At 61.1% G+C, this 12,691-nt stretch carries 13 protein-coding genes; 2 read left to right on the forward strand and 11 right to left on the reverse strand.

The genetic code is table 11. From position 1 onward, the window contains the following. Nucleotides 1–3 precede the first annotated feature (3 nt). Entirely contained in the window at nucleotides 4–549 is a 546-nt protein-coding gene (hydN, locus tag ACWKXX_RS17265) for an electron transport protein HydN (protein WP_017382793.1), read from the reverse strand. Nucleotides 550–682: 133 nt separating this feature from the next. Beyond that, nucleotides 683–1,720, reverse strand: coding sequence for a LacI family DNA-binding transcriptional regulator (locus tag ACWKXX_RS17270; RefSeq protein ID WP_322934345.1), 1,038 nt, complete (start codon nucleotides 1,718–1,720; stop codon nucleotides 683–685). Nucleotides 1,721–1,909: 189 nt separating this feature from the next. Here ACWKXX_RS17270 and ascF point away from each other — a divergent pair, with 189 nt between their 5' ends. Together ascF and ACWKXX_RS17280 are read left to right on the forward strand one after the other, a co-directional pair. Continuing rightward, nucleotides 1,910–3,361: a PTS cellobiose/arbutin/salicin transporter subunit IIBC gene (gene ascF / locus ACWKXX_RS17275; RefSeq protein WP_023295324.1), complete on the forward strand. Its 1,452-nt coding sequence runs from the start codon at nucleotides 1,910–1,912 to the stop codon at nucleotides 3,359–3,361. Nucleotides 3,362–3,379: 18 nt separating this feature from the next. Further along, nucleotides 3,380–4,804, forward strand: a complete 1,425-nt coding sequence (locus ACWKXX_RS17280) for a 6-phospho-beta-glucosidase (protein WP_023304313.1) — start codon at nucleotides 3,380–3,382, stop codon at nucleotides 4,802–4,804. Between the two features lie 88 nt (nucleotides 4,805–4,892). On the opposite strand, the gene hycI is transcribed toward ACWKXX_RS17280, so the two are convergent. From hycI to hycA, 9 genes are all read right to left on the reverse strand, one after another. Next, nucleotides 4,893–5,348, reverse strand: a complete 456-nt coding sequence (gene hycI / locus ACWKXX_RS17285) for a hydrogenase maturation peptidase HycI (RefSeq protein WP_023304314.1) — start codon at nucleotides 5,346–5,348, stop codon at nucleotides 4,893–4,895. Then, the gene (locus ACWKXX_RS17290; RefSeq protein WP_023304315.1) at nucleotides 5,341–5,751 is read right to left on the reverse strand and encodes a formate hydrogenlyase maturation HycH family protein; all 411 of its coding nucleotides are present in this window, start codon (nucleotides 5,749–5,751) and stop codon (nucleotides 5,341–5,343) included. Before ACWKXX_RS17290 ends, hycI begins: the two co-directional genes overlap by 8 nt. After that, nucleotides 5,748–6,515, reverse strand: a complete 768-nt coding sequence (locus ACWKXX_RS17295; protein ID WP_023304316.1) for an NADH-quinone oxidoreductase subunit B family protein — start codon at nucleotides 6,513–6,515, stop codon at nucleotides 5,748–5,750. Before ACWKXX_RS17295 ends, ACWKXX_RS17290 begins: the two co-directional genes overlap by 4 nt. After that, the gene (locus tag ACWKXX_RS17300; protein ID WP_023295328.1) at nucleotides 6,515–7,057 is read right to left on the reverse strand and encodes a formate hydrogenlyase complex iron-sulfur subunit; all 543 of its coding nucleotides are present in this window, start codon (nucleotides 7,055–7,057) and stop codon (nucleotides 6,515–6,517) included. The genes ACWKXX_RS17295 and ACWKXX_RS17300 overlap by 1 nt, the downstream gene beginning before the upstream one ends. A 9-nt stretch (nucleotides 7,058–7,066) precedes the next feature. Next, the gene (gene hycE, locus ACWKXX_RS17305) at nucleotides 7,067–8,776 is read right to left on the reverse strand and encodes a formate hydrogenlyase subunit HycE (protein ID WP_015571690.1); all 1,710 of its coding nucleotides are present in this window, start codon (nucleotides 8,774–8,776) and stop codon (nucleotides 7,067–7,069) included. Nucleotides 8,777–8,791: 15 nt separating this feature from the next. After that, entirely contained in the window at nucleotides 8,792–9,715 is a 924-nt protein-coding gene (locus ACWKXX_RS17310) for a respiratory chain complex I subunit 1 family protein (protein ID WP_017382801.1), read from the reverse strand. Nucleotide 9,716: 1 nt separating this feature from the next. Continuing rightward, nucleotides 9,717–11,531 carry a formate hydrogenlyase subunit 3 gene (hycC, locus tag ACWKXX_RS17315; protein WP_023304318.1) on the reverse strand — a complete coding sequence of 605 codons (1,815 nt, stop codon included), beginning with the start codon at nucleotides 11,529–11,531 and terminating at the stop codon, nucleotides 9,717–9,719. Beyond that, on the reverse strand, nucleotides 11,528–12,136 hold the full coding sequence (locus tag ACWKXX_RS17320; RefSeq protein WP_017382803.1) for a 4Fe-4S dicluster domain-containing protein: 609 nt from the start codon (nucleotides 12,134–12,136) through the stop codon (nucleotides 11,528–11,530). Before ACWKXX_RS17320 ends, hycC begins: the two co-directional genes overlap by 4 nt. A gap of 72 nt (nucleotides 12,137–12,208) precedes the next feature. Then, a complete protein-coding gene (gene hycA, locus ACWKXX_RS17325) occupies nucleotides 12,209–12,673 on the reverse strand; it encodes a formate hydrogenlyase regulator HycA (RefSeq protein WP_017382804.1) in 465 nt (154 codons plus the stop codon). Nucleotides 12,674–12,691 lie beyond the last annotated feature (18 nt).

Consider the following 12,691-nt stretch of genomic DNA (forward strand, 5'->3'; position numbering starts at 1 on the left):
AATTTAAAACAGCAGCGATGATGAGGTGTCGAACGCCGCGCGGCGGCGTTTTTCGGCACTCATCTGTTCGAGCTTGTCGCGATCGACGCAGACCAGCGCATGCGTCGGACAGGCTTCCATACACGCCGGACCGGCATCGCGGTGGTAGCAGAGGTCACATTTATTGGCTTCGGCTTTCTCCGCGCGTACGCTCAGCCCGATACCGCTGTTGCGCACCACCGGGCGAACCACCACCTCCATCGCGCCATACGGACACGCCACCACACAGGTTTTGCACCCGATGCAGCGCTCCTGCATCACATGCACGAAGCCTTTCTCGCGCTTAATCGCCCCGTTCGGACAGACGTTGGCGCACGGCGCGTCTTCGCACTGGCGACAGATAGCGGCGGTAGAAATATTCACGCCTTTAATGACGTGGATGCGCGGCAGGAAGGTATCAGGGGTGAGAGAGGCGCAATCCTGCTCTGCCTGATGGGACACCACGCACGCCACTTCACAGGTACGGCAACCAATGCATTTGCTGGCATCGGCCATAATAAAACGGTTCATCTGCTTCTCCGGCATAACTGTTATGCGCGAAGCTATTCATAAACCGTGCCAATATTTAATGCTTTGATTTTATAGGGAAATTTAAAAGAGAAGGATCTGTCATCGTCATTAGTGACGATGACAGATGTCGACGTCAGCGATGCGGGCCGTCAATGACGGAGTCGCGCAGGATAAGCTCGCCGGAGAAGGTTTGCTGAGGCTTAAACTCACCGCCGTCGAGCATGAAAATCATACGGCTGATGGTCTCCTGAATCATCTCCGTTACCGGAATACGCACGCTGGAGAGGGACGGCACGATATAGGGCGCGATTGCCACGTCGTCAAAGCCGATGACGGACACTGCGCCCGGCGTGGCGACGCCGCTCTCGTGCAGCTGCCTGATGGCGCCAATCGCCATGTCGTCGTTACTCGCCACCAGCGCGGTAAACGTTTCGCCGCGGGTGAGCAACTGAGAGACCGCCGCCGCGCCGCTGGCCGGGTTCCACTTCCCTTCGGCGATCAGCGCGTCGCGAACTGCAATCCCGTGCTGCGCCAGCGCGTCCTTGTAGCCGGAAAGACGCTCCACCCCGGTGGGGGAATCCAGCGAACCGGTGATAAACGCAATCTCCCGGTGGCCTTTCGCGATCAGCTGCGATACTGCGTCCTGACACGACGCTTTATGATCGGACCAGACGCTGTGACTGCTGTTTTTCCGCAAACGGCGGTTGAGCACCATGATCGGCTGCTCGCATTTCTCAATGATCTCGTCCAGCGCTTCCACGCTCAGAAAACGCGGATAGATGATTACCGCGTCGCAGCGCATGTCGAGCAGGTACTGGATCGCCTCGCGCTCCTCTTCGGCGCTGTGCTTGCCGTCCGCCAGGATCAGCTGACGCCCCTTCTCTTCCGTCATCCGCGCGGCGTTAAACAGCAGCTCGCTAAAGTAGACCCCATGGTACAGGGTGTTCGTCACCACCAGCCCCAGGGTCTGGGTGCGTTTGGTCGCCAGGTTTCGCGCCAGCAGATTGGGGCGATACCCGCTCTCTTCGATGGCCTGAAACACGCGGTCTTTCGTCTCCTGGCTGACGTAACCGTTCCCCGACAGTACCCGGGAGACCGTCGCTTTTGATACGCCTGCCCGCTTCGCCACTTCCAGCATCGTGGTCATATTATTATTCCGTCTGAACCTGATGGGCGCAGTGTACTGCACCGCAGAAAAATTGTCCCAGCGGCGTTATCACGCTTTTTACGGCCACGAGTGATCGTCATCACGAAACGAAAAAATGCATAAAAAGTGGTCTTGTTTCATTAAAAGAAACTCATGATGATTATGTGAAACCGGTTTCCTACATTTCACACAACGATAACAGGATCACATCCGATGGCAAAAAATTACGCTGCGCTGGCAAACGACGTTGTCAGCGCGCTGGGCGGTAAAGAGAACATCGTCGCCGTCACCCACTGCATGACGCGCCTGCGCTTCGTTCTTAAAGACGAAAGCCTTACCGACGCCGCACGCCTGAAAAGCATCAGCGGCGTGCTCGGCGTGGTGCGCAACGACAACCAGTGCCAGGTGATTATTGGCAACACCGTGTCCCAGGCATACCGTGAAGTAGTGAGCCTGCTGCCCGCCAACCTGCAACCTGCCGTAGCGGAAGGTCCACAGAAGCTCACGCTGCGCCGGGTTGGCGCCGGGATCCTCGACGCGCTGATCGGCACCATGTCTCCGCTGATCCCGGCGATCATCGGCGGGTCGATGGTCAAGCTGCTGGCGATGATCCTTGAGATGACCGGCGTGCTGGGCAAAGGCGACCCGACGCTGACGATCCTGACCGTTATCGGCGACGGCGCGTTCTTCTTCCTGCCGCTGATGGTGGCGGCATCCGCGGCGGTGAAGTTCAAAACCAACATGTCGCTGGCGATTGCTATCGCGGGCGTACTGGTTCACCCGAGCTTTATCGAGCTGATGGCCAAGGCCGCGCAGGGCGAGCACGTTGAGTTCGCCTTCATTCCGGTGACGGCGGTGAAATACACCTACACGGTGATCCCCGCCCTGGTGATGACCTGGTGCCTGTCGTACATCGAACGCTGGGTGGATCGCATTACCCCGGCGGTGACCAAAAACTTCCTCAAGCCGATGCTGATCGTGCTGATTGCCGCCCCGCTCGCCATCGTACTGATTGGCCCGCTCGGGATCTGGATCGGCAGCGCCATCTCCGCGCTGGTCTACACCATTCACGGCTATCTGGGCTGGCTCTCCGTTGCCATTATGGGCGCGCTGTGGCCGCTGCTGGTGATGACCGGGATGCACCGCGTGTTTACGCCGACCATCATCCAGACCATTGCCGAAACGGGCAAAGAAGGGATGGTGATGCCGTCGGAAATCGGCGCCAACCTGTCGCTCGGCGGTTCGTCGCTGGCGGTGGCGTGGAAAACCAAAAACCCGGAACTGCGCCAGACGGCGCTGGCCGCGGCGGCCTCCGCCATCATGGCGGGGATCTCTGAACCGGCCCTGTACGGCGTGGCGGTACGCCTGAAGCGTCCGCTGATTGCGAGCCTGATCAGCGGTTTTATCTGCGGCGCGGTGGCGGGCATGGCCGGTCTTGCCAGCCACTCGATGGCGGCGCCGGGGCTGTTCACCAGCGTGCAGTTCTTCGACCCGGCCAACCCGATGACCATCGTCTGGGTGTTTGGCGTGATGGGTCTGGCGGTGGTGCTGTCGTTTGTGCTGACCCTGCTGTTAGGGTTTGAGGATATCCCGGTAGAAGACGAAGCCGAAAAAGCACGCGCCCTGCAAACCGCACCGGTACAGAACAAAGCAGCAGAAGCATAAACTGAAAGCGAGGTAAGAATGTCTGTTTTTCCACAAGGATTTTTATGGGGCGGCGCGCTTGCCGCCAACCAGAGTGAAGGGGCTTACCGTGAAGGCGGCAAAGGACTGACGACGGTCGATATGATCCCCCACGGCGCAAACCGTCTGGCGGTAAAAGTCGGCAAGGAAAAACGGTTTTCGTTGCGGGACGACGAATTCTACCCGAGCCACGAGGCGATTGATTTTTACCATCGCTACAAAGAAGACATCGCCCTGATGGCGGAGATGGGCTTTACGGTGTTCCGCACCTCGATTGCCTGGAGCCGCCTCTACCCGAACGGCGACGAACCGCTGCCGAATCAGGAAGGCATTGCCTTCTACCGCGCGGTGTTCGAGGAGTGCAAAAAGTACAACATCGAGCCGCTGGTCACGCTCTGCCACTTCGACGTGCCGATGCACCTGGTGACGGAGTACGGCTCCTGGCGCAACCGCAAAATGGTGGATTTCTTCGCCCGCTACGCCCGCACCTGCTTTGAAGCGTTTAACGGGCTGGTGAAATACTGGCTGACCTTCAACGAAATCAACATCATGCTGCACAGCCCGTTCTCCGGCGCGGGGCTGGTGTTTGAGGAAGGGGAAAACGAAGATCAGGTGAAATACCAGGCCGCGCACCACGAGCTGGTGGCGAGCGCGCTGGCGACCAAAATTGCCCACGAGGTGAACCCGGAAAACCAGGTCGGCTGCATGCTGGCGGGCGGCAATTTCTACCCGTACTCCTGCAAGCCGGAAGACGTGTGGATGGCGCTGGAGAAAGACCGCGAGAACCTGTTCTTTATCGACGTGCAGGCGCGCGGCAGCTATCCGGCCTACTCCGCCCGCGTGTTCCGCGAGAAAGGCGTGGTGATTGTGAAAGACCCGGGCGACGATGAACTGCTGAAAAACACCGTCGATTTTGTCTCGTTCAGCTATTACGCCTCGCGCTGCGCGTCGGCGGACATGAACGCGAGCAACACCAGCGCGGCGAACATCGTGAAGTCCCTGCGTAACCCACACATTCAGGTGAGCGAGTGGGGCTGGGGTATCGACCCGCTCGGCCTGCGCATCACCATGAACATGATGTACGACCGCTACCAGAAGCCGCTGTTCCTGGTGGAAAACGGCCTCGGGGCGAAGGACGTTATTGATGAAAACGGCGAGATCAACGACGACTACCGCATCAGCTACCTGCGCGAGCATATCCGCGCGATGGGCGACGCGATTGAGGACGGCGTACCGCTGCTGGGCTACACCACCTGGGGCTGCATTGATCTGGTATCGGCCTCAACGGGGGAAATGAGCAAGCGCTACGGGTTTGTGTACGTCGACCGGGACGACGCCGGAAACGGCACGCTGGACCGCAAGCGCAAGAAATCGTTCTGGTGGTATAAGAAGGTGATTGCGAGTAACGGGGGGGATCTGGCGTAGCCTGTTGCCCTCACCCCAGCCCTCTCCCACAGGGAGAGGGAGATGGGTTTGGTAGGCAGGGTAAGGCGAAGGCGCCACCCGGCACTGCTCAGAGCTGAGGAAATCCTCCATCCCCAACCCACCCGGTAAGCCGTGAATACACCACGTCCACCGCCTCTTTCACCGGCGGCGTCATCGGATAATAAAACCCGACGATGTCCGGCTGAATGCCCAGAAACAGCACCTCGCCCACGTCGTCTTTAATCTGATCCACCAGATAGTTGAGAGGCATGTTGTGGGTGGTCATCATAAACATCTCGGCGATGTCGTCCGGGTCAATCAGGCGGATCTCGCCGGGGTTGAGCCCCATATCGGTGGCATCGACGATTAACAGCCTGTCCGGGCGCAGTTCACGAATGGCCACCACGTCGTTTTCCGGCGCGCTGCCGCCGTCAATCACCACCCAACTGCCCGGCGGGTTCGCAGCGCACTTTTCCGCCAGCAGCGGGCCCGCGCCGTCGTCGCCCATCATGCTGTTGCCGACACACAGTAAAACGTCAGTCACGTAATCTCCTCACCATCAGGTAGATGGCGCTCTCCTGATGAATATCGTGCAGCATGCCGAGCAGCGTTTTGCTCCACGCCTGCTGCGCCGGGGTTTGTACGCTCAGCGCCGCGTCAAAGGCGTTAGCGAGCATCGTGATGTGGTTGGCGTCGATCACAATCTCGCCGTACTTCGGCACGCCCTCCATCTTGCGCCGCGCCGCGCTGCCCTCCTCCAGCGTGGCGATCCACGCCAGGTATTCCGGCCACGGGCAGCTCAGCGCCGTTTCAAGGCAGTCGATCACCCCGAGGTGGTGCCCAATCGCCAGGCTGTAATAGACCACCTGCTGCGCCGCATCCGGCGTGGCATCGTTCTCATCAATAAACTTACGGCTCAGCTGGCTGAACACCACCGTTTCACTCATCGGATACGCGCCTCATCCACAATGCTGTTCAGGTTCGCCACGATCTCATTGAGACGCGGATCGTTCTCGGCCTCCAGCCAGCGCGCTACCTGATGGTCGCCCTGGCCCAGCAGACGCAGGTAATCGTCGGCAATCTGGCGTCCGTAGCGGTAGCCCGCCAGCCTGCGCGCCGTGCGGTCGATCTTCACCCGCAGCGGCTGCACCATATCCGGGTGCAGGAGAGTGGCTGGCTGGTTGTCCAGCTCGCCCGGCTCACGAGCGTGGATCTTCTGCTCCAGCAGGCCGAGCGCCATGGCAAAACCGTACAGCGTGGCGGCGGGCGTCGGCGGGCAGCCCGGAATGTAGACGTCCACCGGCACGATTTTGTCGGTGCCGCCCCAGACGCAGTAAAGATCGTGGAAGATGCCGCCGCTGTTGCCGCAGGCGCCGTAGGAGATACAGATTTTCGGATCCGGCGCAGACTGCCAGGCGCGCAGCGCAGGCGAACGCATCGCGCGGGTGACCGCGCCGGTGAACAGCAGGATATCCGCATGGCGCGGGGACGGCACCACTTTGATGCCGAAGCGCTCGGCGTCAAACAGCGGTGACAGCGTGGCGAAGATCTCAATCTCGCAGCCGTTGCAGCCGCCGCAGTCCACGCGGTAGACGTAGGCCGAGCGTTTGATTTTTTTCAGCAGCGACGCCTTCATGCTGGCGATGGATTCGTCCACCGTCATCGGCACAGGAATGCCGTTAGCATCGCGCGGGCCCAGTAGGTTTTCCATCAGCTGGCCTCTCTCATATGGCGGGTGATATCAATACGGTCGGACGGCAGCAGGCACTTCTGACGCTTGCACTCCGGGCAGGTTTCGAAGTTTTCGCGGTGATGCTCCGCGCGGACGTCGCCGTTGTGCTTCAGCAGCGCGATGGCGTAGTCGATCTCTTTTTGCACGGCGAACGGACGCTTGCAGACGCGGCAGTTGCACAGCGCAAAGCGCGACTGCTGGAGGAAGTCCTCTTTTTTCCACACCGCCAGCTCGTACTCCTGAGACAGGCGAATGGCCACCGTCGGGCAGACCTCCTCGCAGCGGCCGCAGAAGATGCAGCGCCCGAGGTTAAACTGCCAGGCCAGCTCGCCGGTTTTCAGGTCCGTTTCCACCGTTAAGGCATTCGACGGGCAGGCGTTGACGCAGGCCGCGCAGCCGATGCACTGCTGCGGATTGTGCTCCGGCTTGCCGCGAAAGTTTTTATCCACCGGCATCGGCTCCAGCGGATAGCTGCTGGTCTGCGTGCCGGTTTTGATCACTTTTTTGATAAAGGTAAACATGGCGAGTCCTTATTTCAGCGGCGAGTTTTTACGCTCAATGCTGTAGCGCTCAAGCTCTTTGTACGGCACCACCTGGCTTTTCTTCTTGCGCACGTCCACGACGGTCATGCGGTCGGTGCAGGAGTAGCACGGGTCGAGGCTGCCGATGATCAGCGGCGCGTCAGAGACCGTATTGCCGCGCAGCATGTAGCGCAGGGTTGGCCAGTTGGCGTAGGTCGCCGCGCGGCAGCGCCAGCGGTAGAGCTTCTGGTTGTCGCCGGTCATGCTCCAGTGGATGTCGTCCCCGCGCGGCGCTTCGGCAAAGCCGAGGGCAAAGCGGTTTGGAATGTAGGTGAAGCCTTCCACCATCAGCGGGCCGCCCGGCAGATTATCGAGGCCGTAGTCGATCATGTTCAGCGCGGTGAATACCTCGTTGATGCGCACCTTCAGACGGGAGATGACGTCGCAGCCCTGCTCGCTGTGCACGGTCATCGGCAGCAGGCCGTAGCCGACGAACGGGTGATCGGCGCGGGTATCGCGGGCGTGGCCGCTGGCGCGCACCATCGGGCCGACGTTGCTGAAGTCGCGGGCGATTTCCGGGTCAAGACGACCAATCCCGACGGTGCGCTGCTCAATGTTTGGCGTGCTGAGCAGCATGTCCACCAGCTCCTGCACGTCCCGCCGCATCTGCTGCGCCAGCTGGCGGGTCTGGATCATGTCGTCTTTCAGCAGGTCGCGGCGGATCCCGCCGATCAGGTTCAGGCCGTAGGTTTTACGCGCCCCGGTAAGGATCTCCGCCATCTTCATCGACGCCTCGCGCACGCGGAAGAACTGCATAAACCCGGAGTCAAAGCCGACGAAGTGGCAGGCCAGGCCGAGGTTGAGCAGGTGCGAGTGCAGGCGCTCCACCTCCAGCAGAATGGCGCGGATCATCTGCGCGCGTTCCGGCACCACGATCCCCATGCCGTTTTCCACCGAGGTGGTGTAGGCGGTGCTGTGGGCAAAGCCGCAGATGCCGCACACGCGGTCAGAGAGGAACGTGACTTCGTTGTAGCCCATGCGGGTCTCCGCCAGCTTCTCCATGCCGCGGTGGACGTAGAACAGGCGGTAGTCGGCGTCGATAATGTTCTCGCCGTCGACGAACAGGCGGAAGTGGCCCGGTTCGTCGGAGGTAACGTGCAGCGGGCCAATCGGCACCACGTTATTCTTCTTGCTGCCCAGCTCGTTGATGAACTCGTAGGTTTCGCTGTCGGTGGTCGGGGCCGGGCGCTGGCGATAGTCCATGCTGTCCTTGCGCAGCGGATAGAGTTCATCCGGCCAGTCGTCCGGCAGCACCAGGCGACGCTCGTCAGGCAGGCCAACCGGCACCAGACCATACATGTCGCGCACTTCGCGCTCGCCCCAGACGGCGGCAGGCACGCGCGGCGTGACGGAGGGGTATTCCGGTTTAGCCGGATCGACCTCTACGCGCACGGTGAGCCAGCACTTCTCCCCCTGCTCCATCGACATCACGTAGTACACCGCATAGTTGCCACACAGCTGACGCTCGTCGTTGCCGAACAGCACTGACAGCCAGCCGCCCTGCTGGTAATAGAGAAACTCCACCACTTCCGGCAGATAGTTCACCTTAATGGTGACGGTGATCTGGTCTTTGGTTTGCCAGGACTCCTCCAGCACCACGCCCGGGAAAGCCTGATGCAACGCGGCGAGATACTGCTGACCTTTCTTTTCTTCAGACATAAACACTCTCTTTAATCACGCCACCAGCAAGGAGACGAACGCTAAAAATGCAAAACCAAAACCGGCCCAGGTGATGCGTGACGTTTCAACAAAACGCAGGCGCGCCATGCTGTTTTCAAACAGGGCAATCACCAGCACGCCGATAAGCAGCTTGAGCACAGCCACCACCACGGCCAGCAGCAGGCCGCCCGCAGAGAAGTGCGTCATCTGCCCCCACGGGAAGAAAACGCCGACGAACATCTGCAACACCACCAGCTGCTTGAGGCTGATGCCCCACTTCAGCACCGCAAAGCCGTAGCCGCTGTATTCGGTGAGCGGCCCCTCCTGTAATTCCTGCTCCGCTTCCGCGAGATCGAACGGCAACTTGCCCATCTCGATAAAGGTGGCGAACGCGCAGGCGCAGAGCGCCAGCACCAGCGGGAGAGAACGTGAAACCGGCCAGTGGTAAACGGTGTCGGTGATAAAACTGATATGGGTCGAGCCTGCAACCTGTGCGGCAACCCACAGCCCCAGCAGCAGAATTGGCTCAACCAGCACGCCGAGCATCGCCTCGCGGCTGGCGCCGATACCCGTAAACGGGCTGCCGGTATCCAGACCCGCAATCGCAAAGAAGAAACGCGCGATGGCGAAGAGGTAGATCAGCGTAATCAGATCGCCCAGCACCGGCAGCGGCGAGCCCACCGTCACTACCGGCAGCGCGGTGGCGATGGTCAGCATCACGCCCACCATCACAAACGGCGTCAGGCGGAACACCCAGCCTGCGGCGTCCGGCGCGACGCTCTGACGGGAAAGCAGTTTGAAGAGATCGCGGTACTCCTGGAGCACGCCAGGCCCGCGACGGTTGTGCAGCCGGGCGCGCGCCACGCGCGTGATGCCCGACAGCAGCGGCGCGGCGGCGAACAGCACCAGCGCCTGAAGAATTGCCAGTAACAGACTCATGTCAGGCTCCTCGTGAAATGACAATCACCACCAGCACCGCCAGCTCGATCAGCGCCAGGCGGCGGAACAGCACGGGCACGGCGGCACCCTGCCAGCCCGGCACCCAGCCCACCGGGTTCAGCCAATGGCGCAGCTTCAGCACGGCGGCGAAGTTCTCCTTCACCGGCATAGCGAAACCGTGGGCGGTGATGACCATCGACTGCTCATGTTCGTAGCCGCAGGCCCACGCCGCGCCGCGCGAGCGGGAGGCGAGACGGTCGCGTCTGAAGAACAGCATCAGCACGAACGGCAGGAGCGGCGCGGCAATCAGCAGCAGCGCCATCATCGGCTGGGAAACGACGGTATGCGCCGTGACCAGCGGCAGCGGAATGGCGTGGCCCAGCAGCGGCAGCAACCACGGCGCGGCGACGCCGCCCGCGATGCAGCACAGCGCCAGTGCGACCACGCTTACGCCCATCAGTAGCGGTGCGCAGCAGGCGTTTTCCGCTTCGCGGGTGCGCGGCGCGCCCAGGAAGGTGACGCCGTAAACCTTCGCCATACACATCACCGCCAGCGCGCCGGTGATCGCCAGGCCCACCGCCAGCAGCGGGCCGAGTAAACGCCCGATAAACGCCTCGCTCTGGCCGAGGGCGAAGAAGGACTGATAAATCACCCACTCGCCGGCAAAGCCGTTCAGCGGCGGCAGCGCAGCCATCGCCATCAGCCCGACCAGCATCGCCAGCGAAATGACGGGCATTTTTTTGCCAATCCCGCCGAGCTTTTCAATATCGCGGTGCCCGGTGCGGAACCAGACGCTGCCCGCACCGAGGAACAGGGTGCTTTTAAACAGACTGTGGTTGATAAGGTGATACAGACCGCCAATAAACCCGGCGGCAATCAGCGCCGGCTGGTTGAGCGCCAGCCCGGTGACGCCCGCGCCCATGCCGAGCAGGATAATCCCGATGTTCTCCAGGGTGTGGTACGCCAGCAGACGCTGGATGTTGTGCTCCATCAGCGCGTACAGCCCGCCGACGAACGCGGTGATCATCCCTGCAATCAGCAGCGCCACGCCCCACCACAGCGGCGGCTGACCGCCCGTCAGGGTTATCATCAGGATGCCGAACAGACCGACCTTCATCACCACGGTGGAGAACAGCGCAGCGGCCGGGGCTGAGGCATTGGCATGCGCCTGCGGCACCCAGCCGTGCAGCGGGATTATCCCGGCCAGCAGGCCAAAACCAACTACGCCCAACGTCCAGACGTCGTTGCCCAGCGGCTGGCCGTTAAGCATGGCAAAATCCAGCGTGCCGAAACGCTGCCACACCAGCCAGCAGGCCAGCGCCAGCAGCAGCGTGCCGAGACGTCCGAGCGCAAACCACAGCTTGCCGGAGGCGCTGCATCCGGTCAGGAACACGCCGCACAGGGCCATGATTTCTGCCATCACCACCAGCGCGCCGAGGTTGCTGGCGATAACGGTACAGACCGCGGCGGCCATCAACAGGTTAACCAGCAGGCCGTTGGCTTTGGTGTGCTGATGTCGGTGCCAGTCGATATTAAACAGGCTGATAAACAGCCCGCACAGGCCAAAGGTTATCAGCCAGATGGCGTTCAGCGGCGTAAGCTCAACGGCGTGGTGAATCAGCGGGATGAGGGTGTCAACAGACTGGCCGTCGATCAGGACAACCCCGCCCGCCGCCAGCGTCATCAGGCTGCCGACCGCCCCGCCGATACCGGCGATCACCCCGCTCAGCGTTTTATGGAAGGAGAGAAGCAGCGCCAGGACAGCGGCGGCGGCAAACCAGGCCACACCGCTGGTCATCATAACTATCGCGTTCATTTCGCCCCCTCGTTAAGCGCCCGCAGCAGCGAAAGATCGCCAACGTCGGTATTGATGGTCAGCTCGCGCTTGCGTTTGCTGGTGCGAGCGATGTCGCGGATGTTGACCAGGACCAGCGCCCGGGTCGGGCAGGTCCGCACGCAGGCCGGACCCTGCTCATCGAAGCTGCACAGATCGCACTTCACCGCAACGGCGCGAATGCCCGGCACCCAGTCCAGCAGCGTACTCACGCGTGCCGGAGCCGGTGGCGCAGGCGGCGCTTTCGCAGTATTAGCATTCGCCGGAATATGCAGCGGGCGGCTGCCTGAAAACTCAATGGCGCCGAACGGACAGGCGATGCCGCACAGCTTGCAGCTCACGCACAGGCTTTCGTTCAGCTGTACCGCGCCGTCAACGCGGGTGATGGCATTGACAGGACAGACGCCCGCGCACGGAGCGTCTTCACAGTGGTGACAGAGCTGCGGGGCAGACTCTTTCTCATTACGCATGACGCGCAGGCGCGGCATGGACTGTAGCCCGTGCAGGCGGTGCGTTTCCGAGCACGCCGCCTCACAGGTCCGACAGCCAATACAGACCGTCGAGTCAGCAATTACAAAACGGTTCACCGGGTCATCCTCTGGTGATAGTCATTTTTGACGAAAAAAACTGTCTTATCGACACTTCTCGACACTCGCTTTTCAGGCCACGTTCGCGGAGGATTTTCCGTCGATCAGCTGTTTCAGGTTGACTGGCCGATCGTGCTCAACGGCGGCGTAGAGGCCGTTATAAACCGGCGCGATTTTCTCCAGATAGTGCTCCAGCACCTGCTGGCGATCGCGGTTGCTGACATGACCGTCCACCATGCCGTCCGCCATCAGCTGCGCCCGGGCGATGCAGTGCCTGTCGCCCTCTTTCGTCTCGACGTAGTACTCAATCGTGTGGCTGTTGAAGGTCTCCGCCAGGGTGACGTAAATCGTAAAGTGACCGAACAGGACAAAACGCATATCCCCCTGCGCCGCACAGCTCATGGCGTGATGCAGATGGGCCTTCGACAGCGTAATCCCCTGGATCAGTGAATTGCAGTACAGGTGCCATTGCTCCTGGAGCTGCTGATGACGTTGCGCGATGTAATCCGCTTTTTCGCTAATTTCCCAAATAGTCATAAAAGGTATCCGGTTAAT

The sequence above is a fragment of the Enterobacter sp. UPMP2061 genome (assembly GCF_053709615.1).

What these genes read in the sequence shown, in the direction of transcription:
- hydN (WP_017382793.1), bottom strand. Translation starts at nt 549, where the DNA reads ATGAACCGTTTTATTATGGCCGATGCCAGCAAATGCATTGGTTGCCGT.
- ascF (WP_023295324.1), top strand. Translation starts at nt 1,910, where the DNA reads ATGGCAAAAAATTACGCTGCGCTGGCAAACGACGTTGTCAGCGCGCTG.
- ACWKXX_RS17280 (WP_023304313.1), top strand. Translation starts at nt 3,380, where the DNA reads ATGTCTGTTTTTCCACAAGGATTTTTATGGGGCGGCGCGCTTGCCGCC.
- ACWKXX_RS17290 (WP_023304315.1), bottom strand. Translation starts at nt 5,751, where the DNA reads ATGAGTGAAACGGTGGTGTTCAGCCAGCTGAGCCGTAAGTTTATTGAT.
- ACWKXX_RS17295 (WP_023304316.1), bottom strand. Translation starts at nt 6,515, where the DNA reads ATGGAAAACCTACTGGGCCCGCGCGATGCTAACGGCATTCCTGTGCCG.
- ACWKXX_RS17300 (WP_023295328.1), bottom strand. Translation starts at nt 7,057, where the DNA reads ATGTTTACCTTTATCAAAAAAGTGATCAAAACCGGCACGCAGACCAGC.
- hycE (WP_015571690.1), bottom strand. Translation starts at nt 8,776, where the DNA reads ATGTCTGAAGAAAAGAAAGGTCAGCAGTATCTCGCCGCGTTGCATCAG.
- ACWKXX_RS17310 (WP_017382801.1), bottom strand. Translation starts at nt 9,715, where the DNA reads ATGAGTCTGTTACTGGCAATTCTTCAGGCGCTGGTGCTGTTCGCCGCC.
- hycC (WP_023304318.1), bottom strand. Translation starts at nt 11,531, where the DNA reads ATGAACGCGATAGTTATGATGACCAGCGGTGTGGCCTGGTTTGCCGCC.
- hycA (WP_017382804.1), bottom strand. Translation starts at nt 12,673, where the DNA reads ATGACTATTTGGGAAATTAGCGAAAAAGCGGATTACATCGCGCAACGT.